The 19,392-nt window shown below is 60.6% G+C and carries 15 protein-coding genes, 5 tRNA genes and 3 pseudogenes; 12 read left to right on the forward strand and 11 right to left on the reverse strand.

The features are described from left to right. Positions 1–5: 5 nt before the first annotated feature. On the reverse strand, positions 6–539 hold the full coding sequence (locus MHI61_RS13940) for a hypothetical protein (RefSeq protein ID WP_239792441.1): 534 nt from the start codon (positions 537–539) through the stop codon (positions 6–8). 279 nt (positions 540–818) lie between these two features. On the opposite strand from MHI61_RS13940, the gene MHI61_RS13945 reads away from it, so the two are divergent. The 3 genes and pseudogenes from MHI61_RS13945 to MHI61_RS13955 form a co-directional block, all read left to right on the forward strand. Continuing rightward, positions 819–2,642: a right-handed parallel beta-helix repeat-containing protein gene (locus tag MHI61_RS13945; protein WP_239792442.1), complete on the forward strand. Its 1,824-nt coding sequence runs from the start codon at positions 819–821 to the stop codon at positions 2,640–2,642. Positions 2,643–3,026: 384 nt separating this feature from the next. Continuing rightward, on the forward strand, positions 3,027–3,686 hold the full coding sequence (locus MHI61_RS13950) for a DUF4339 domain-containing protein (protein WP_275593090.1): 660 nt from the start codon (positions 3,027–3,029) through the stop codon (positions 3,684–3,686). A 122-nt stretch (positions 3,687–3,808) separates the two neighbouring features. Next, positions 3,809–4,017: pseudogene (locus tag MHI61_RS13955) on the forward strand (NIPSNAP family protein); the annotation flags it as partial. Position 4,018: 1 nt separating this feature from the next. Here the strand turns inward: MHI61_RS13955 and MHI61_RS13960 are convergent. Next, positions 4,019–4,366 (reverse strand): YciI family protein, encoded by a 348-nt coding sequence (locus tag MHI61_RS13960; RefSeq protein WP_004675939.1) that lies wholly within the window; start codon positions 4,364–4,366, stop codon positions 4,019–4,021. A gap of 485 nt (positions 4,367–4,851) precedes the next feature. On the opposite strand from MHI61_RS13960, the gene MHI61_RS13965 reads away from it, so the two are divergent. Further along, positions 4,852–5,172: a hypothetical protein gene (locus MHI61_RS13965; protein ID WP_239792444.1), complete on the forward strand. Its 321-nt coding sequence runs from the start codon at positions 4,852–4,854 to the stop codon at positions 5,170–5,172. A 47-nt stretch (positions 5,173–5,219) separates the two neighbouring features. Here MHI61_RS13965 and MHI61_RS13970 read toward each other — a convergent pair. Further along, a tRNA-Arg gene (locus MHI61_RS13970) sits at positions 5,220–5,296 on the reverse strand. Positions 5,297–5,353: 57 nt separating this feature from the next. Beyond that, positions 5,354–5,659, reverse strand: coding sequence for an ETC complex I subunit (locus MHI61_RS13975; RefSeq protein ID WP_010004800.1), 306 nt, complete (start codon positions 5,657–5,659; stop codon positions 5,354–5,356). Positions 5,660–6,314: 655 nt separating this feature from the next. Between MHI61_RS13975 and MHI61_RS13980 the strand changes: the two genes are divergently transcribed. Continuing rightward, positions 6,315–6,391 (forward strand) — tRNA-Pro (locus tag MHI61_RS13980). A gap of 72 nt (positions 6,392–6,463) precedes the next feature. Here MHI61_RS13980 and MHI61_RS13985 read toward each other — a convergent pair. Both MHI61_RS13985 and MHI61_RS13990 read right to left on the reverse strand, forming a co-directional pair. Next, positions 6,464–6,945 (reverse strand): annotated as a pseudogene (locus MHI61_RS13985) (DUF192 domain-containing protein). A gap of 1 nt (position 6,946) precedes the next feature. Further along, entirely contained in the window at positions 6,947–7,525 is a 579-nt protein-coding gene (locus MHI61_RS13990; protein WP_004675946.1) for a cold-shock protein, read from the reverse strand. Between the two features lie 195 nt (positions 7,526–7,720). On the opposite strand from MHI61_RS13990, the gene gloA reads away from it, so the two are divergent. The 5 genes from gloA to MHI61_RS14015 all read left to right on the forward strand — a co-directional run bounded on the left by gloA (position 7,721) and on the right by MHI61_RS14015 (position 10,199). Then, positions 7,721–8,161: a lactoylglutathione lyase gene (gene gloA, locus MHI61_RS13995; protein ID WP_239792445.1), complete on the forward strand. Its 441-nt coding sequence runs from the start codon at positions 7,721–7,723 to the stop codon at positions 8,159–8,161. Positions 8,162–8,327: 166 nt separating this feature from the next. After that, the gene (locus tag MHI61_RS14000; protein ID WP_239792446.1) at positions 8,328–9,404 is read left to right on the forward strand and encodes a D-Ala-D-Ala carboxypeptidase family metallohydrolase; all 1,077 of its coding nucleotides are present in this window, start codon (positions 8,328–8,330) and stop codon (positions 9,402–9,404) included. Positions 9,405–9,602: 198 nt separating this feature from the next. After that, positions 9,603–9,677, forward strand: a tRNA-Glu gene (locus tag MHI61_RS14005). A gap of 73 nt (positions 9,678–9,750) precedes the next feature. Then, a tRNA-Glu gene (locus MHI61_RS14010) sits at positions 9,751–9,825 on the forward strand. A 299-nt stretch (positions 9,826–10,124) separates the two neighbouring features. Next, positions 10,125–10,199: transfer RNA gene (locus MHI61_RS14015), tRNA-Glu, on the forward strand. A 47-nt stretch (positions 10,200–10,246) separates the two neighbouring features. Here the strand turns inward: MHI61_RS14015 and recJ are convergent. The 5 genes and pseudogenes from recJ to MHI61_RS14040 all read right to left on the reverse strand — a co-directional run bounded on the left by recJ (position 10,247) and on the right by MHI61_RS14040 (position 15,819). After that, positions 10,247–12,049 (reverse strand): single-stranded-DNA-specific exonuclease RecJ, encoded by a 1,803-nt coding sequence (gene recJ, locus MHI61_RS14020; protein ID WP_239792447.1) that lies wholly within the window; start codon positions 12,047–12,049, stop codon positions 10,247–10,249. A gap of 80 nt (positions 12,050–12,129) precedes the next feature. Next, a complete protein-coding gene (locus tag MHI61_RS14025; protein ID WP_239792448.1) occupies positions 12,130–12,375 on the reverse strand; it encodes a hypothetical protein in 246 nt (81 codons plus the stop codon). Positions 12,376–12,582: 207 nt separating this feature from the next. Then, a complete protein-coding gene (locus tag MHI61_RS14030; protein WP_097579132.1) occupies positions 12,583–13,908 on the reverse strand; it encodes a homoserine dehydrogenase in 1,326 nt (441 codons plus the stop codon). A gap of 60 nt (positions 13,909–13,968) precedes the next feature. Next, positions 13,969–15,185 (reverse strand): annotated as a pseudogene (locus tag MHI61_RS14035) (LL-diaminopimelate aminotransferase). Positions 15,186–15,405: 220 nt separating this feature from the next. Continuing rightward, positions 15,406–15,819: a hypothetical protein gene (locus MHI61_RS14040; RefSeq protein ID WP_222139788.1), complete on the reverse strand. Its 414-nt coding sequence runs from the start codon at positions 15,817–15,819 to the stop codon at positions 15,406–15,408. A gap of 145 nt (positions 15,820–15,964) precedes the next feature. Here MHI61_RS14040 and phaC point away from each other — a divergent pair, with 145 nt between their 5' ends. Both phaC and MHI61_RS14050 read left to right on the forward strand, forming a co-directional pair. Continuing rightward, the gene (gene phaC, locus MHI61_RS14045; protein ID WP_239792449.1) at positions 15,965–17,833 is read left to right on the forward strand and encodes a class I poly(R)-hydroxyalkanoic acid synthase; all 1,869 of its coding nucleotides are present in this window, start codon (positions 15,965–15,967) and stop codon (positions 17,831–17,833) included. A 208-nt stretch (positions 17,834–18,041) separates the two neighbouring features. Continuing rightward, complete coding sequence (locus MHI61_RS14050) at positions 18,042–19,385, forward strand: DUF2778 domain-containing protein (protein WP_239792450.1); 1,344 nt, start codon at positions 18,042–18,044, stop codon at positions 19,383–19,385. Positions 19,386–19,392 lie beyond the last annotated feature (7 nt).

Consider the following 19,392-nt stretch of genomic DNA (forward strand, 5'->3'; position numbering starts at 1 on the left):
ATGCCTTAGGTACGTTTCTTCACCGTCGTAGGTCGTATCGGCGACAGCCCTGGCAAAGGCAATGCTCTCGGTACCACCGTTCCGAGGTCTCGCACCAGGATGCCGCTCGTGCCTGCCGCTTCGGCGATGGGTTGAGCGGCAAGCAATTGAACGAGTGATGCGAGTCCTGCCCGGTTCAGCAATGTTGACGGTCGGAGATCGCCTGCTCTGCGTATAATTGGGAACAGGTTCAGCCCCGCTCGAGTGAGTGGTTGGCGCGGTTCCTTGCGGCCTGCCTGCAGCAGCTTTCCGAGTACCTCGATCGTTGTATCGGGCTCAGCAAACGAGAGCATTGCCTTGCCGCCAATTCCTTTGATCGGGCTCATTTTGAAGTTCGGGGTGTGGCCGATTCTACGATCATGCCCTCCCGTGGCATGTCGATAAGTATCACTTTTGAAGCCGAATTTGCCCAAAAAAACGCTAGATCCACAAAAAATGCAGATTCCGCCTTTGGCCGAAGGAATCCGCTTAGACCCAGCAAGTTTTTGCAATGTTTTCAATCCGTGCACATCGCTGTAGTTGCAGAAAGAATAATTCTCGGAGTGCGAGATATAAATACTGCCACATTTTGAGCGACTCAAAATTCCGCAAATATTTCAAAATGTAACTCCGGAGTGATCGGGACATTGTGGCAGCAATATGGCCATACTTCTCAAGTACTTACTGCCGCGATGCTGTTGCACTTTCCCAGGATGACGTCCTATAACCCCCGCCGTAACAGCTGATTAGCTAGAAAATATTAACTGACAAACACAACGTCAGAGTTGAGGAACAGGACTATGACAACATACTACGTATCGACGACCAGCAGCGGCGGAAACGGCAGCGCCTCTTCTCCCTTTCGCACGATCAGTGAGGCGATGAGGGCGGACCTTAAGCCAGGCGACGAGGTCGTGGTGAAGCCCGGGACCTACAACGAGAGCATCAACTTCGATAAGGACGGCTCGGCAGCAGGCGACATCACGCTCCGCTCGGAAGTGCCCGGCGCAGCGCTGATCCGGCCGCCCGCAGGCTCGTACACCGGGATCAGTGTCAACGCCAACTACGTGACGATCGACGGCTTCGACATCAAGGGCGGCAACGGTGACGGCATCGAAGGGAACAACGTCCACCACGTCTCAATTCTCAACAACAAGGTGCACGACAGTGGGGAGTCGGGCGTTCAGTTCAACTATTCGGACTTCATCAGGATCGAAGGCAACGAGACCTACAACAATGCGTCGTCGGGCTGGTACTCGGGCATCTCGATCTACCAGAACCGGAACATCACCGGCGATACCTCGACGGAAGGCTACCGGACGATCGTGCGCGACAACATCTCGCACGACAACGTGACCAAGACGGGTGCGCACACCGATGGTAACGGTATCATCATCGACGATTTCCAGAGCACGCAGACCAGCGGTCATCCGAACTACACGTTCAAGACCCTGGTCGAGAACAACCTCGTCTACGAGAACGGCGGCAAAGGCATTCAGGTTGCCTGGAGCGACTCCGTCACGGTGCAGAACAACACCGCATACCACAACAACCAGGACCCGCTGAACGACGGCACCTGGCGCGGCGAACTCAGTAACGCGCAGTCGAGCAACAACACCTGGGTCAACAACATCGCCGTAGCGGACCCGTCGGTCAACCCGAACAACACTGCGGTCGATAACACGTCGTACGGCGGCTACACCAACCAGAACACCGTCTGGGCCAACAACATCACCTTCAATGGCACGGCCGGCCAGGCCTCGGTCAGGACCGACGGCGGCAACGCGACGCCGAGCGCGGCGAACGGCAACAAGCTCGGCATCGACCCGCATTTCGTGAATGCAGCGAACGGCGACTTCCACCTCGCCTCGGGCTCGGCGGCAATCGACAGCGGAACCATCAAGTACGGCGTCGACTCGGTCGATCTCGACGGCGACGCTCGCGTCGTTGGAACTATCGATATGGGTGCCTACGAATCGGGCTCCGCCCCGGTATCGGGAACGCCAACCACGCCGACGCAACCGACAGCGCCAACCACGCCGACAGAGCCGACAGCGCCGACAGCACCGACAGCGCCGACAGCACCGACCGCGCCGACCGCGCCGACCGCGCCGACGCAACCGACCACATCGACGAAGGTATACACCGGCACCGATGGCAACGACTACCTGCCACACACCGGTCAGTCCAACGGCGGCAACGAGACCTTCAAGGGTCTCGGCGGAAATGACGTGTTGAAGGGCGGCGCCGGCTCGGACGTCCTGATTGGTGGTGCCGGAAGGGACATCATGGCCGGTGGCACCAGCTCGGATACCTTCGCCTTCAAGGCACCGACGGAGACCGGGTCCGGCTGGAGCCGCGACGTCATCACCGACTTCCAGCACGGCACCGATAAGATCGATGTCTCGGCGATCGATGCGAATGGCTCTGCGCTGGGCGATGCAACCTTCCATTTCCAGGCGCAGGAGAATGCCTTGTTCGACAAGAAGGCTGGCGCGCTCGCTTGGCACTACCAGGACGATGCTACCGTTATCCAGGCCGATTTGAACGGCGACGGTGTTCATGACTTCGAGATTCAGCTGAAGGGCCACGTCCAGCTGGGTGCAGGCGATTTTCTCCTGTAACGATACCCGTTGCGGCGGTCGTCCGACCGCCGCAACAATCGTGCCAACAATCCGGAAATATGTCGACGGCGGAGTAAACTCCGCCACACGGCGCGCAAACTTCGGTTACTTCAGCGCGTGGATGAGCAAGCTGGCAGGGCATAGCCCGAGCGGCGATCCCATCCGCGCGCTGTTATTTTCGGCAGGTGTCGGCCGGCCTTTCTGGTGTCGCTTTGCGCGATGCGATTGATACCGCCAATAGATTCCGCTTTGTAACGTCCACCGGCTGATTGGCTGTGATGATGCGCCAGCCCCGTCGACGCCATCCTTTACGGTCCTGCCCTGCCTTGCTATTCCTTCTGCCGAGAGCATGGGGATGCAATCATCACAACTTGGTACTATGCCATGGGACAGGACCAAATGGGTCCTTTGACCGAGGACGAAATCCGCAGCCTGATCGAGAGCCGAAAGATCGTCCAACAAACCTATGTGCGGCGCAAGGGGATGGACGACTGGCAGGTTGCGGGCGAACAGCCCGACCTCGCCAACGCATTCCCGCCTCCTCTTCCCACGCCTCCAGTGCCACCGAAGGTCCCGCGGCCTGCCTTCCAGCCTGCCGAGGCAAAACCCGACCTTCTCCTTACCTGCCCGGTGACCGGCAAGACGGCAACCATCGGTCGGACATGGCAGCCGCAGCCGATCGACACCAATGGCGGCAGTGCCTTCTACTTCGTTTCTAACGAGTTTCTGTCGGAGGCAATCTTCGGACACGAGACTCTTGCCTCCGATAAAATGGGCAATTCCGCCTACGCCAATGCCATTAAGGATGTGATAGCTTCGGAGATTGCGATCAACACCGAGTGGCGTACGGTGCAGGTGAATGGAATGCCGGCGTTGCGCGCCACAGGGACCTCCAAGAAAGCCGCCGACGCCGCAGTCGAGTTGACGGTGGCTGTTAGCGGACGAGATGCCTGGCGAACGCTGATGTTCACTCGAGGAAGCTCGTCTGCCCAAATGAACGAGAAGGATCGGTTCGTGAACGCAATGTTCGGGACGGCGAAGTAAAGGAGCCTGTTTAGACCTTCGGTTGCGCCGGCATTTTTTGCGAACCAAAAATCGTCGCATCTGACGCTGCATCGCCGCATGTTCCTCAATCCTCCGAATTTCCTTTCAGGTTGGAGCATCCGATGATCCACGAATTGCGCATCTATACATGTCTGCCGGAGAGGCTGCCGGCACTGCAACAGCGTTTCGAGACCGCGACGCTGGCGATCTGGGAACCCTCGGCATCCGCTCTCTCGGCTTCTGGACGACGATGATCGGTTCTTCCAGCAACGATCTGACCTATCTGATCGAATGGCGGTCGCTGGCGGAGCGCGAGCATAAATGGGCCGAATCTAAAAGCCGGCGGTCTCGCGCACTTCGATCGCCCCCATCCGAGCGAGCGAGTCCCGCTCCGCGATCTCCATTGCCTCCGCAAGGTTCTTCGCTTCGATGAGCAGGAAGCCACCCAGATGCTCCTTGGTCTCTGCGAAGGGCCCGTCGGTCCAACTCGCCTTGCCGGCGCGAACGCGCAATGTCTTTGCGGTCTTTGGGTCGGCAAGAGCGTTGGAGGCGAGATAGTGGCCTGAACGTTGGAGTTCTTCATTGGAAGCTAAGGACTCCCGGTCGATCTCGGCCCATTCCTCCTTGCTGGCGGCATCAACAAGTGTTTGATCGATGTAGAAGAGACAAAGGTAGCGCATCCGGTTCCTCCATAGTGCTGTCGATGTTAGTCGCAGTTGAACACCGCGATTCGGCAAAGAGCAAAAAATGCTGCCAGTTCAGCTTATCCGGTGAGAGTTGCTTGCTGCTCTCCGATCTTGCCAGTGGAGATCTCTGAGAGGCTCCAAGCCGATGTCACGGAGAAGGCGAGAGTCAAACCGCGAGAGCTCGCTCAAGCTTCGGCGGTACTTTCGATGATGCTTCAGCAGTATGCAAACGGCTTGCAAAGTGCCCACGACACTGAGGTGTAGCAACTGTAGTTCGACCTGTTCGGAATGCTTAGTGGCAGCCATACTTGTCTCTCCTTTGACTGGCTCAAGGCCCTCCGTCTTAATCGAACAGGTCAGTCGAAATCGACACGCTGGTTTCAGGAGATTGATCCGAGCGGGTGACAAGACGCTGCGCGGACGATTGCAAAACCCCGTCGCTTGCACACGGGTTTTGCGACAGGAATTCCTCTTATTTTTTGATGCTGAGAGGTCAGTCGTCGAACTTAGGATTTCCGCAGCAACAGCAAGCTGCTTTGGCAGAGCCGACCCGCCGTGCGATCTTTGAGAAGCTGGCGGCAGGGGCGAGGGCATGGAGATTAGCCAGCATCGCCGACCGTGAGTGGAAGGATGCGAAGGCGAGGAGCGAGGCGGATGGGCCGATCGTGGCCAACATCGTCAGTTCGCTGCTGCAACCGACACGCTTTTCTCCAAACCGTCGGAATAACGGCCGGAAACTAAGCTCGCAATTGATTGAGAAGTGTTTCGGCGTGGACCCTCGTGAACCAGAGGATTTTTAATCTCTGACGCTGCCATCCGCGTCAAACCCAAAGCGAAAACAGATTGATGGCGACCCCTGCAGGAATCGAACCTGCGACAACCTGCTTAGAAGGCAGGTGCTCTATCCAGCTGAGCTAAGGGGCCGTCCGGCGGCCGCGTTTATGAAGCGCGACCCGATGCGGCATATGTGGACGAGAAATCTCAATGCGTCCAGGGCTGTGTGCGGGTATAGCGGAAATTATCCGGATAGGCCACGACCTGGCGCGCCGGGTCTTTCGGGGCGATGACGCGGTATTCGATGCCGTTGCGCTGGGCATAGGCTTCGGCAAGCGCCTGCGTTTCGAAGGTGAGTTTTACCTGCTGGCGCATATCGCCCGAGGAGGTGTAACCCATGATCGGATCGATTTTGCGGGGTGACTCCTGATCGAATTCAAGCACCCAGAGATGGGTCTTGGCCTTGCCGGACTGCATGGCGGTCTTAGCAGGACGATAGATCTTGGCAGGCATGACTGCGGCATCTCCGAATATGCGGGGCTGCGCCCGCCTTTCATGGTCTCGATCCCGTCGCCGGGCCTCGCTTCGTCGCAGGGATAACGCGAAGAGATGTATTTTGCTTATCCGCGAATCCCCGTTTTTTCAAGAAAAAAGGCAGTGCGCGACCCCCTGCCCACCCGCCCCGGTGATGCGATCATACGGAAACAGGGATATCGGCGGACGGCGCAGCCACGGATATTCCGCCAGGTGTTCAGCCGCCGCTCAAAGCGCGGGAATTCCGGCCGAGTTGCGCAATATTACCGATCGTCTCATGTTGTGATCACAACCCGATTGCCGCGGCCGGCCCCCGGCATTATTTACAGCTTAATTAATTTCATGGATTTGCGCGCATGATGAGACGTTCGGCAGAGTTCAACGCCATTGTGATAGGAGCCGGCATTACCGCGTTCTTCTATGTCGCCATCAGCTACGCCCAATATATCGGCCTGCTCGGCCACGGCTAAGGCTGAACCGTGCCCACGTCCAATTGCGCCTTGCAGGCAAGTTGACGGCCTTTCGAGATTTTCCGTATTGCATCCACAGGCCCGGCGAGAAATCTCGGCGCAGAGCCGGATTTATGGGTTGCGAGGGCGAAGTGAACCGTGTATTCCCCCAGCCATTCACGGCACGGAGTGTAGCGCAGTCTGGTAGCGCATCTGGTTTGGGACCAGAGGGTCGGGAGTTCGAATCTCTCCACTCCGACCATTCAATATCCTGATATTCTCGAGTTTCCCGATAGCCGCGCACCAGCCTGCGGGTGCAGGCGCTTGCGCGCCGTCACTTCGCCTTTGTCGTCGTAGCGCTCATGATCCTGTCGCCCACCTTGATTCCCAATTTGCCGACGATGCCGGCATTGAGTTCAACGACGTATTTCACCGGGCTCATCGAATCGATGATGTCGCGCGAATAGGGCGTTGCGTTTTCCTTGATGTGGCGGATCGTGCCGGCATTGTCGGCAAAGAGCATGTCGAGCGGCAGAATGGTGTTTTCCATCCACATGGCGACGCGCCGCGGTTCGCCGAAATCGAAGATCATGCCGGCGTCATCGGCCATCGTCTTGCGAAACATCAGTCCGTGGGCGCGCTGGTCGGCGGTCACCGCGACCTCGACGGTGAAATGCAGCGTCTTGCCGGCGGCCGTCTGGATGAGCAGCGGCTCCCTGTCGAACCGCATCGGCTCCTCAGCCAGGGCCGGCAGGGCAACCAAGAAAAAAGCGCCGTGATGGCGCTTCTGATCGCATGAAGGACGAGACCCCGCATCTTAGTGCGACCGGCTGGCCGGGCTCGGAATATCGGGGTGGATCTCTGCCGCCATCAGGCCCTTTTCGCCGTCGCCGAAGCGGACGAGAACCACCTGGCCGGGGCGCAGCTCGGTGAGGCCGAAACGGCGAAGCGTTTCCATATGCACGAAGATGTCTTCCGTGCCCTCGCCGCGCGTCAGGAAGCCGAAGCCCTTAGTGCGGTTGAACCACTTGACGAGCGCGCGCTCGAGCCCGCTGGTGGCGGTGACCTGCACATGGGTGCGGACCGGTGGCAGCTGCGAGGGATGAACCGCGGTCGATTGATCCATCGAAAGGATCTTGAAAGCCTGGTAGCCGCGCTCGCGGCGCTGGATGAGGGCAACGATGCGCGTTCCCTCCAAGATCGTCTGGTAACCGTCGCGGCGCAGGCAGGTCACGTGCAGGAGAACATCCTGCATGCCATTGTCCGGCACGATGAAGCCGAAGCCCTTGGCGACGTCGAACCACTTGACGACCCCGGTGATTTCAACAAGATCGACCGTCTCTGACGACAGCTCGTCGAGATCGGTGTATTCATTCGATGAAATCCTATCAGCCATAGTCGCCAGCCCCTCGAATACGCGTCACACTGTTACGGTTAACTGATTCTTGAAATCAAGATTAACATCTTGGTAACGGATAAGCGCAAGTCCTAGTTTTCGGTTATTCCCAGCTGCACATTTTATCATGTTGACTTGCCCGAAGCTGACCACGGCTTGCCGTTAAGGGCCAGCCCCAATAAAGGAGTAGATAGAATGCGTTATCTTCATACGATGGTTCGAGTCAGAGACCTGGACGCTTCGCTCGCCTTTTATACCACCCTGTTCGGGCTGGAAGAGATTCGCCGCCACGAAAACGAGAAGGGTCGTTTCACCCTGGTTTTCCTGGCTGCCCACGACGATCTCGAGCGTGCTCGGAGCGAAAAAGCGCCCTGCCTCGAGCTTACCTACAACTGGGATACAGAGGATTACAGCGGCGGACGCAACTTCGGCCATCTCGCTTATGAAGTCGACGACATCTATGCAATCTGCCAGAAGCTGATGGACAACGGCATCACCATCAACCGGCCGCCGCGCGACGGCAACATGGCCTTCGTGCGCTCGCCCGACGGCATCTCGATCGAAATCCTGCAGAAGGGAAGCCCGCTTCCAGCCGCCGAACCCTGGGCTTCCATGGGCAATACCGGCGCCTGGTAAAGGGTTTTCGCCGCAAGGCTTTTGCGAAGCTTGCGGCTTTTGCGATTTCGGATCCGGCCGGAGCCTTGGCGCTTGCCGCGATCCGGCCCCGCAGGCAAGCTCCAGCTGACTCGACGCGGAAGATGGCGATTTCGGCCGTTTTCCGCATCAACTGGAGACTGGTTGCTTGCGTAACAATGAGATGCGGATGCCTGTAACGGGCGCTTTGCTGATCGCCACCTCGATGCTGGCGCTGTCTGGCTGCGCGTCGAACAAGAAGGCGCTCGATTCAGCCGCGGCCGTTCCGGCGGTTCCGGCAACAGCGGCCGCAGCGCCCCAGCTTGCCGCGACAACGCCCGCGAAATCTGCGCCGCGCTCGGTCTATACCGACCCCCGGCTCGTCAATGTCTCCGGCGCCCAGACCGCGCCCCAGGGCGTGGCAGCGGATCCGAGTGCGGCCGTCCCGCCGGCCGATCCGGCAATGGCAGCGCCTACCAATATCGGCGGGCTGGTCATGCAGTCGACACGGATCAACGCGCAGGCGATGAGCATCTTTTCGGATCACCAGCCGCTGCCACAAAACAACAGCACGTTCACCATCATCCAGCCGCAAGCCTATGCGCCGACGGAAGGCGTGGCACCGACAAAAAGCAGCGTCTACAGCCAGCCTGCCGTGCCCGCAGAGCCGGCGACGCCGGTGCTGCCGCAGCAATCCTCGGAGAACTCCGGCACGCAGCCTGTGCCCGTGCAAACCGCCTCGCTGGCGACAGGCAGCATTTCGGCAGCAACGACGAACGCGCTCTACAGCGCGCCGAAGCAGAACCTGCTCGGCAGCCTCTCCGGCCTCCTGCACAAGGCCGCCCTGCCCGGCATGACGCGTGTCGCGCCGAACGGGCTGCATGTCCAGAACGATCATGTCGAGGTCGGCTGCTTCAAGCCCGACCTGTTGAAAGTGATCAAAACGCTCGAAAACCACTTCGGGCGGCCCGTCATCGTCACCTCAGGCTATCGCGACGAAGAGCATAACCGCCTGGTCGGCGGCGCTGACGAATCGATGCACAAGAGCTGCGAGGCCGCCGACATCCAGATCGAGGGCGTGTCGAAATGGGATATCGCCGCCTATATCCGCTCCTTGCCGGATCGCGGCGGTGTGGGCACCTATTGCCACACGGATTCCGTCCATCTCGACACCGGCAAGAGCCGCGACTGGAACTGGGGCTGCGGCGGCAAACGCGCGCCCATAACGACCGCCAGAGCAATCTGATATCCCGCGCAGGGAACGGCGTCACGCTGCGTCAGCCTGGTTTGCCGCGCTTCCGACAAGTCGTACAAGCCGTTGATTCGGCAGCGGTAATCTCCAACGCTGGTGCCGCAAAAATATCTGTCATTTTTTTGAAAAAAATCGAATTTGCCGCTTGCGGCTTTTGAAGGTGCTGACTATAAGGGCGCCACCACGAAGGAAGCGCCCTTCGTCTATCGGTTAGGACACCAGATTTTCATTCTGGGAAGAGGGGTTCGACTCCCCTAGGGCGTGCCACTCTCTCCACATAGAAGCCATCGCATCCGCTTGCAGAAGCCGGCAAGCGCTCCTATTTTAACGAGGCTGGCTTGCGCCCTTCGTCTATCGGTTAGGACGACAGATTCTCATTCTGTAAAGAGGGGTTCGACTCCCCTAGGGCGTACCACATTCGGGCTAGAGCCTTCCCTAAGGCTAGCGCGTCGCACCAAATCTGATTCATCGAGGAAGCGGCTCGCACCGCTCTGTCATCGAGGCGGCAGATGTCGCAAGGCGTCGTGCAGAGCTCTTGTCGTGGGCGCGTAGCGCCGCAAAACGATCCGCCAGGCTTGAATTCTTCCGATCCGCCACACCGTTCGCCACGATTTTCCACAGCCACAAAAAAATCGGCGAAAACGATGATTTTTTCGCGCCTTGGCGCTTGCGGCTTTTGAAGGTGCTGACTATAAGGGCGCCACCACGAAGGAAGCGCCCTTCGTCTATCGGTTAGGACACCAGATTTTCATTCTGGGAAGAGGGGTTCGACTCCCCTAGGGCGTGCCACTTTCTTCCCTTCGAATTCCTCATCACCAGCCTTTTTGGGCGGCCTTCTATATTGCCGGCGCGGCATCGCAGACGCGCAGCTGGATGCGGCGGGCGCCCTGGTAATGCTCGGCACCGAGCGTACCCGCCACATGCAGGCTGGCGCCGCGTGAATTGACGAGAAGATTGCCGAGCGCCGTATCGGCGGCGCGGAAGGCGATGCCGTCGAGCCGCGACCCGTCCATTGCCTCCAGCGTCACCTTCACATGTTTCTCACCGACCAGGCGCGCGTCGCGCACGCGGTGCGCCGGCACGGCAAAGAGCGGCTGGGCGTGGCCGGAGCCATAGGGGCCGGCCGCCTCCAGGCGGTCGATGAGTTCGAGCGTGGCGCCGCTGGCGCCGATCGCCCCGTCGATCTTCAGCGTCTCGTTGGCGACGAGGTTCGCCACCGTCCTTGCCGCCTTTTCGGTGAAGAAGGTTCTGAGCCTGCCGAGATCGGCGCGCTCGACGGTCAGCCCCGCGGCCATGGCGTGGCCGCCGCCCTTGACGAGCAGCCCCTCGTCGACCGCCGCCCGCACCATTCTGCCCATGTCGAAGCCGTTGATAGAGCGGCCCGAGCCGGTGCCGCGGCCGGAGGGATCGAAGGCGATCGCGAAGGCCGGCCGTTTGAACTTTTCCTTCAGCCGCGCCGCGATCAGCCCGACGATGCCGGGATGCCACTTCTCATGGGCGGTAACGATGACGGAGGCGCCCTCGCCGTCGCCATATTCGGCGAGCGCCTCGGCTTCCGCCTCCTGCAGCATCATGGCCTCCATCGCCTGGCGCTCGCGATTGAGTTCGTCGAGCCGCTGGGCGATCATTTCAGCTTCGCCGGCATCGTCGAGCGTCAACAGGCGGCTTCCGAGGGCGGCATCGCCGATTCGTCCGCCGGCATTGATGCGCGGGCCGATCAGGAAGCCGAAATGATAAGGTGTCACCGGGCCGGCGAGCCCGGCCTTGCGGAAGAGTGCGGCAAGCCCGGCATTGCTCTGGTGGCGGGCGGCGACCAGCCCCTTCACCACATAGGCGCGGTTGAGCCCCTTCAGCGGCACGACATCACAGACGGTGGCAAGCGCGACGATATCCAGCCATTGCAACAGGTCGATGGCCAGGATGCGCTTGTTGCCGGCCGCGCGCAGCAGCCTCAGCGTCGCCACCAGCACCATGAAGACGACGCCGGCCGCGCACAGATGCCCCTGCCCCGAGAGATCGTCTTCGCGGTTCGGGTTGACCAGTGCATGGCAAGGCGGCAGCTCGTGTGTCACCTGGTGGTGATCGATAACCACGACATCGATATTGCGCGCGGCAGCAGCCGCAAGCGCCTCGTGACTGGTGGAGCCGCAATCGACGGTGACGATCAGCCGGGCGCCATTGTCGATCAACTGGTTGATCGCCGCCGGATTGGGGCCGTAACCTTCAAAGATCCGATCGGGAATGTAGATGTTCGCCTTGACGCCGAAATGGCTGAGAAAGCGGAACATCAGCGCCGATGAAGCCGCGCCGTCGACGTCGTAGTCGCCGAAAATCGCCACGCTCTCGCCGCTCTCGATCGCGCGCATGAGGCGGGTCGCCGCCTTCTCGCAGTCGGTCAGCGAATGGGGATCGGGCATCAGGCTGCGGATCGTCGGATCGAGAAATTCGATCGCCTCGTCCACCGGGACGCCGCGCCCGGCGAGAACGCGAGCGATCAGATCCGGCAGCCCGTGAACCTGCGACATGGCGAGCGCCCGATTCTGACCGGCCTGGTCGAGCCGCGCAACCCAGCGATTGTCGAGCGCGGATTTCTCCACGCCGAGAAACGCGCGCTGTACCGGATCGACGAGATCTGCCATGCCAAACTCCGCTGATGTCATCTGTTCTTTCTACAGGAGCAGCGGAGATAACATAGCGATGGGCTTGCAGACACGGATTTTTACCAGAAGATCGCCCAGACGATCATGGCGACGCCGCCGATTTGCACCAGCAGGAACGAAAAGAGCGTCAGCAGGATGGCCCAGTTGCGGCCTTCGGTATTTTCTTCGCCGTCAATGTCATCGGGAATCTCGTCGCGATTGTCGCGATGGACCAGCTCGAGAATTTCCTCAGGCACATCAGGACGGTTTGGCGGCACCTCGCTCGGGCAGCCATACCCCTTCCCGGCATGGCTGTCCTTGCTCATGAAATTCTCCACGCCGACGACTCACCATCTATGGTTTTATTTATATCAATATTTGCGCATTTGTTAATATAGACTTCCGTACGGGCGGGTTACACGATCAACAGAAAAACCGCCCTGCCATCATGAACTGCCCGCGAAGGTTGATGTCCAACTTTCGCGGGTCAGTTCAGGAAGACAGGGCGGCTCATGTTCCCGGATGGGAAAGGATCAAGCTTCTTCTTTCGGCCGCTCGATGCGGATGACCTGCGGCTCGCCGAAGAGGTAACCTTCCGATTTGATCGAGGCGACGGCCTTGCGCACCGACTCCTCCATCGTCGCATGGGTAACCAGAATGATCGTCTGGTGATGCGACGGCGCCAGATGCTGCTTGGAGCGCTGGACGATCGATTCGAGTGAGATGTGGTTTTCGGCCATGCGGGTTGCGACGCTTGCAAAGACGCCGGTGCGGTCGAGCACAGTCAGGCGGATGAAATAGCCGCCCTCATGGCTCTGCATCTGCGCCTTGCGATAGGGCTCCAGCGCCTTTGCCGGATGGCCGAGCACCGGCACGCGCTGGGCGCCCGGCTGGCTCTTGGCGATATCGGCGATGTCACCGAGCACCGACGAGGCCGTGGCATTGCCGCCGGCGCCGGGACCGACCATCAGCAACTCGCCAAGCACATCGGATTCGATCGCCACCGCATTGGTGACGCCGTCGACCTGGGCAATGACCGAATCGACCGGCACCATGGTCGGGTGGACGCGCTGCTCGATGCCGGTATCGGTGCGCTGGGCAACGCCCAAGAGCTTGATGCGATAACCGAGTTCGGCGGCGGCGTGGATATCCTCGATCGAAATGTTGGTGATGCCTTCGAGATAGATGTCGTCGGCCGCGATGCGGTTGCCGAAGGCGAGCGTCGTCAGGATGGCAAGCTTGTGGGCGGTATCGTTGCCTTCGATATCGAAGGCGGGATCGGCCTCGGCATAACCCAGCCGCTGCGCTTCCTTGAGGCACTCGGTGAAGGAAAGCCCTTCCTTCTCCATCTTGGTCAGGATGTAATTGCAGGTGCCGTTCATGATGCCGTAGATGCGCGAGACGGCATTGCCCGTCAGCGATTCGCGCAGCGCCTTGATGACGGGAATGCCGCCGGCGACCGCCGCTTCGAAATTCAGGAGCGAGCCCTTCTCTTCCGCGATCGTCGCAAGCTCGACGCCGTGATAGGCAAGCAGCGCCTTGTTGGCTGTCACCACATGGAGACCGCGCTGCAGTGCCGTGCGAACGGAGACGTTGGCCGCCCCCTCGGCGCCGCCGATCAGCTCGACGAAGACGTCGATGTCGCCCTTCTCGGCAAGTTCTTCTGGCCGGTCGAACCAGGTGACGGCTGAGAGATCGACGCCGCGGTCCCTCGTTTTGTCACGCGCGGAGACCGCCGTGATGATGATCGGACGCCCGCAGGTGACGGCAAGCTCGTTGCTCTTCTGCTGAATGATGCGGACAAGCGAGGCGCCAACGGTGCCCAAGCCCGCAATGCCGATTTTGAGGGCATCTGCCATGGATCGATCCTGAAATGTCTGTGTGGCGGCAGCCGCGAAAGCGGCTGCCGAGAGTTGAGATTAACGGTGTGCGTTCAGCGAAATGACGTTATGCATCGTCTCATCCGCGGTCGACATGAACTTCTTGATGTTGCGCGCAGCCTGGCGGATGCGGTGTTCGTTTTCGACAAGCGCCAGACGGACGTAGTCGTCGCCCATTTCGCCGAAGCCGATGCCCGGGGCAACGGCGACGTCGGCCTTTTCGACCAAGAGCTTGGAAAATTCGAGCGAACCGAGATGACGGAACTTTTCCGGGATCTTCGCCCAGGCAAACATCGTCGCAGCCGGCGGCGGCACGTCGAAGCCGGCCTTGCCGAAGCTTTCGACCATGACGTCGCGGCGGCGTTTATAGACGTTGCGGACTTCGGCAATGTCGGAGCCGTCACCGTTCAGCGCATGGGTCGCGGCGACCTGGATCGGCGTGAAGGCGCCGTAGTCGAGGTAGGATTTGACGCGTGTGAGCGCCGCGATCAGCCGCTCGTTGCCGACGGCAAAGCCCATGCGCCAGCCGGGCATGGAGAAGGTCTTCGACATCGAGGTGAACTCGACGGTCACATCCATCGCGCCCGGCACTTCGAGAACCGACGGCGGCGGCGCGCCGTCGAAGTAGATCTCCGAATAGGCAAGGTCGGAGAGCACGATGATGTCGTGCTTCTTGGCGAAAGCGATGACGTCCTTGTAGAAATCGAGCGTCGCGACGAGGGCGGTCGGGTTCGAGGGGTAGTTGAGGATCAGCGCCAGGGGTTTCGGGATCGAATGCCGGACGGCGCGCTCGAGCGGCGGGAAAAAGCTCTCATCCGGCTCAACCGACATCGAACGGATCACCCCGCCCGCCATCAGGAAGCCGAAGGCGTGGATCGGATAGGTCGGGTTCGGGCAGAGGATGACGTCGCCGGGCGCGGTGATCGCCTGCGCCATGTTGGCGAAGCCTTCCTTGGAGCCCAAGGTGGCGACCACCTGCGTATCCGGGTTGAGCTTGACGCCGAAACGGCGGGCATAATAGGCGGCCTGGGCGCGGCGCAGGCCCGGAATGCCCTTGGAGGAGGAATAACGGTGGGTGCGCGGGTCCTGCACGACCTCGCACAGCTTGTCGACGATCGCCTGGGGGTGGGAAGGTCAGGGTTTCCCATGCCGAGATCGATGATATCGGCGCCGCCCGCTCGCGCGCTTGCTTTCAAACGGTTGACCTGTTCGAAAACATAAGGCGGCAAACGCCGGACTTTGTGAAACTCTTCCATTTCATTCCCCATGGAAAGGCGGCATTTCGGCCGCAGTCGAAGTTCGTTCCGTCTCCCGGCGGCTGCGACACGAACTTCAGAATCGCAGCGCCGTATTCATCAGACCCAAGCCGCGCGGCAAATCTTTGACGAAAAGGCCGCGCAAAGCGCATTATCAGGAAAATTGCATCTTCCGTTCCTTGCCGAAGGCTTTGCGTCCAAATTGCCTGAAAGGCAAGGTCTATTTGGAGATTTCGGAGAGCGTCTGCTCGCCGTGCTCGGCGGCCAGGCGGCGCATTTCGGCGACCTTGGCCTGATATTCGGCTTCCGAGATCGTGCCGGCCTTGCGCCGGGCGGCAAGCGCGGTCAGCTGATGTTGCAGTTCGGCCGCCTGCTCGTCGCTCATCTGGACATTGGCAGCCGTCAGCGGCGCGCCGAAATTCGGATAGCCGTCCGGCGACTTCGCAAGGCCGCCTTCGACCGCCTCGCCCTTGGTGGCCGGCATGACGACGGCGGTCGGCGCCGCTCGCTTGGCGGCGGCCGCGGCCTTCTCTTCCGCCGTCAGATTGCATCCGGCAAGGGCCATCGCCGCCGCGGCGCAAATCAATGCGGTGCGGTTGAAGGTTGCGATGCGCCGGATGCCGTTCTTCGTCATGCCTCAAAATCCAGTTCTGACTGCTTCGACTGTTAAATTTGTCGCAGCCACAAAGCAATAGCACGAGCCGATGCGGGTGGAACTTGTTTTCTCGTTCGGTCACGATGTACAACGAAGAGATAAAAGGGTGCTGCCGCCGGAGGAAATGGTGACCGACAGCAAGCAGGAGAGTGGCAGCCAGAAGAATGGCGGCAAGGCCGGTTTCGACGCAACCGATCTCGATCCCTATGTGCTGAAGGATCCCGAGACCATGGCGATGAATTTCGCCCGGGCGCTCGAAAATCTCGGGCAAGCCGCTTCGGCCTGGCTTGCGCCGCGCGAACGCGGCGAGATCAGCGAAACCGCCATCGATCCGATGGCCGACATGGTCAAGACGCTGTCGAAAGTCAGCGAATACTGGATTTCCGATCCCCGCCGCACCTTCGAGGCGCAGACGCAGCTGATGTCCTCGTTCTTCGGCATCTGGATGCGCTCGATGCAGCGCATGCAAAGCATGAGCGGATTGCAGGGCGAGCCCCCGCCGCCCGAGCCCGACACCCGCAAGGACAAGCGTTTCTCCGACGAGGACTGGGACAAGAATCCGTTCTTCGATTTTCTGCGCCAGGTCTATTTCGTCACGACCGACTGGGTGGAGAAGCTGGTGTCGGAGACCGACGGCCTTGACGAGCACACCAAGCACAAGGCCGGCTTCTACGTGAAGCAGATCACGGCAGCGCTTTCGCCGAGCAACTTCATCCCCACCAATCCGCAGCTCTATCGCGAGACGATCGCCAGCAACGGCGAAAACCTGGTGCGCGGCATGAGGATGCTGGCCGAGGATATCGCCGCCGGCCACGGCGAGCTTCGCCTTCGCCAGACCGACATGACAAAATTCGCCGTCGGCCGCGACATGGCGCTGACGCCGGGCAAGGTGATCGCCCAGAACGACATCTGCCAGATCATCCAGTACGAGGCGTCGACCGAGACGGTGCTGAAGCGGCCGCTGCTGATCTGCCCGCCCTGGATCAACAAATTCTATATTCTCGACCTCAATCCGCAGAAATCCTTCATCAAATGGTGCGTCGACCAGGGTCAGACCGTCTTCGTCATTTCCTGGGTCAACCCGGATGCGCGCCACGCCGAAAAGGACTGGGCGGCCTATGCCCGCGAAGGCATCGATTTCGCGCTCGAGACAATCGAGAAGGCGACCGGCGAGAAGGAGGTCAATGCCGTCGGCTACTGCGTCGGCGGCACGCTGCTGGCGGCAACGCTGGCGCTGCACGCCAAGGAAAAGAACAAACGCATCAAGACCGCTACGCTCTTCACCACCCAGGTCGACTTCACCCATGCCGGCGACCTGAAGGTCTTCGTCGACGAGGAGCAGCTTGCCGCGCTCGAAGAGCATATGAAGTCGGCCGGCTATCTCGACGGCTCGAAGATGTCGATGGCCTTCAACATGCTGCGCGCTTCCGAGCTGATCTGGCCTTATTTCGTCAACAGCTACCTCAAGGGCCAGGAGCCCATGCCCTTCGACCTGTTGTTCTGGAACGCCGATTCGACCCGCATGGCGGCGGCAAATCATGCCTTCTATCTGCGCAACTGCTATCTCCGCAATGCGCTAACGCAGAACGAGATGATCCTCGACGGCAAGCCCGTGTCGCTGAAAGACGTGAAGATCCCGATCTATAATCTCGCCACCCGCGAGGACCACATCGCGCCTGCCAAATCCGTCTTCCTCGGCAGCCGGTTCTTCGGCGGCAAGGTGGAGTTCGTCGTCACCGGCTCCGGACATATCGCCGGCGTCGTCAACCCGCCCGACAAGAAGAAGTACCAATTCTGGACGGGCGGCCCGGCCAAGGGCGAGTATGAAACCTGGCTCGAACAGGCGACCGAGACGCCGGGATCGTGGTGGCCGCATTGGCGAGCCTGGATCGAGACGCATGACGGCAGACGCGTTGCGGCGCGCAAACCCGGCGGCGATGCGCTGAATGCGATCGAGGAAGCGCCGGGAAGTTACGTGATGGAACGCGTCTGACAAACGCCGGACGCATCTCTTTTTGAGACGTCATGGGAAAGTCCGGCGCCGCGTAAACAAATTAGAAACCATAATTCGTCATCCTTGCGAAACAGTCGGATGTCGCAAGCGGTCTAAATTCGGCCCATTTGCGCCATTACCGGCCCCGGCGAAGTGTAGTCAGTCAGTGCCGCCGGCCTGCGTAGCGAGTTTGAAAGACGAGTTTGGTATGGCGTTTGCGGTCGGGGCGTTTGATGGCGTCACTTCTCTTGGCGGATCTGCTGTTCGTTCGCGCAGATCTCGCGGCTTTCTTTGCGGCGTCGTCGGCGCCGGACTTCTGACCTCGACATGGCTGATCGCGACCTTCGCGACAATGCATTCGATCGGCGCACCCGTTTCCCCGTCCGAGAGCCTCACGCACGTCGCGTCGGCGCCGAAACTCAAGCCGGCGACGTCCCACGACCGACTGATCCATGTCGGCAAAGCCGATCGGCTGGCCGCCTTCAATGCCAAGCCGGTCGTTGCCCTGACGGCTCATCTCATCCATTCGCATGCGCAAAAGACCAATGCTGCCGCAGCGGCATCGCTGGCGCTTGCAAAGAATCGTCTTGTCACCCCTGCCGAACCGCCGGTCGCCGTTGCCGCGGCAACACCTTCCGACACCGCGAAATTCGTCAAGGACGATATCGTCACGCCGCCGGTCGAGCTTGCGCGGGTGGAGACACAAGAAAACAGCGACGACCGGATCATCATCCCCTCCAAGGAAGCCGTCGCAGCCGTCGAACTCCCTGCCCTGCTCGCCCTTGCCGATGCCGGGCCGCAGCAGATTGCGCCAATCCCGGTCGAGCCGGCCGCACCCGCCCTCAAGACGGCGTCGCTGCCGCAGGAAAAGCCTGCGCCCGTGGAAGTTGCCGAGGCCGAAGAGCAGCAGCCCTTCGATCTCGTGCTGGCGCCGGATGCCGGCTCCGTGCCGCTGCCGATGGCGCGCCCGGACGGCCTGATCGGCAAACCGGCCCCAGGTTCCAAGGAGGCACAGCGTGCCGCCGAGCCGGTCCTTGCCTATGCCAAGCCGAACGCGCTGATCGAGGACGATGAGGACGACGCCGTCCCGCGTTACGACAAGCCGGTCTTCTCGCCGAAGCTGCGCGCAGGCGTCGCTATCTACGATATCGAAAACAGCACCGTCTATCTGCCGAACGGCGAACGGCTGGAAGCTCATTCCGGCCTCGGCAGGATGCGCGACAATCCGCGTTACGCCAACAAGAAGATGCGCGGACCGACGCCGCCGCACACCTATATCCTCACCATGCGCGAGGCCCTGTTCCACGGCGTCGCGGCGATCCGGCTGACGCCGGTCGAGGGCTCGGACGCCATCTACGACCGGGTCGGCCTGCTGGCCCACACCTACATGCTCGGCAAGAACGGCGATTCCAACGGCTGCGTCTCCTTCAAGGATTACAAGCGCTTCCTGGCCGCTTACAAGCGCGGCGAGATCAAGCAGCTGGTGGTCGTGCCGCGGCTGAACAACAAGCCGGCTTCGACGCTTGCCTCGCTGTTTTCATCTCGCAGCTGATGGATAA

Source organism: Rhizobium sp. K102, assembly GCF_022385315.1.
GTDB classification, from domain to species: Bacteria; Pseudomonadota; Alphaproteobacteria; order Rhizobiales; family Rhizobiaceae; genus Rhizobium; species Rhizobium croatiense.

What these genes read in the sequence shown, in the direction of transcription:
- gloA (WP_239792445.1), top strand. Translation starts at nt 7,721, where the DNA reads ATGCGTTATCTTCATACGATGGTTCGAGTCAGAGACCTGGACGCTTCG.
- MHI61_RS14030 (WP_097579132.1), bottom strand. Translation starts at nt 13,908, where the DNA reads ATGGCAGATGCCCTCAAAATCGGCATTGCGGGCTTGGGCACCGTTGGC.
- MHI61_RS14025 (WP_239792448.1), bottom strand. Translation starts at nt 12,375, where the DNA reads ATGAGCAAGGACAGCCATGCCGGGAAGGGGTATGGCTGCCCGAGCGAG.
- MHI61_RS13990 (WP_004675946.1), bottom strand. Translation starts at nt 7,525, where the DNA reads ATGGCTGATAGGATTTCATCGAATGAATACACCGATCTCGACGAGCTG.
- phaC (WP_239792449.1), top strand. Translation starts at nt 15,965, where the DNA reads ATGGTGACCGACAGCAAGCAGGAGAGTGGCAGCCAGAAGAATGGCGGC.
- MHI61_RS13945 (WP_239792442.1), top strand. Translation starts at nt 819, where the DNA reads ATGACAACATACTACGTATCGACGACCAGCAGCGGCGGAAACGGCAGC.
- MHI61_RS13975 (WP_010004800.1), bottom strand. Translation starts at nt 5,659, where the DNA reads ATGCCTGCCAAGATCTATCGTCCTGCTAAGACCGCCATGCAGTCCGGC.
- MHI61_RS14050 (WP_239792450.1), top strand. Translation starts at nt 18,042, where the DNA reads ATGGCGTTTGCGGTCGGGGCGTTTGATGGCGTCACTTCTCTTGGCGGA.
- MHI61_RS13950 (WP_275593090.1), top strand. Translation starts at nt 3,027, where the DNA reads ATGGGACAGGACCAAATGGGTCCTTTGACCGAGGACGAAATCCGCAGC.
- MHI61_RS13960 (WP_004675939.1), bottom strand. Translation starts at nt 4,366, where the DNA reads ATGCGCTACCTTTGTCTCTTCTACATCGATCAAACACTTGTTGATGCC.
- recJ (WP_239792447.1), bottom strand. Translation starts at nt 12,049, where the DNA reads ATGGCAGATCTCGTCGATCCGGTACAGCGCGCGTTTCTCGGCGTGGAG.
- MHI61_RS14040 (WP_222139788.1), bottom strand. Translation starts at nt 15,819, where the DNA reads ATGACGAAGAACGGCATCCGGCGCATCGCAACCTTCAACCGCACCGCA.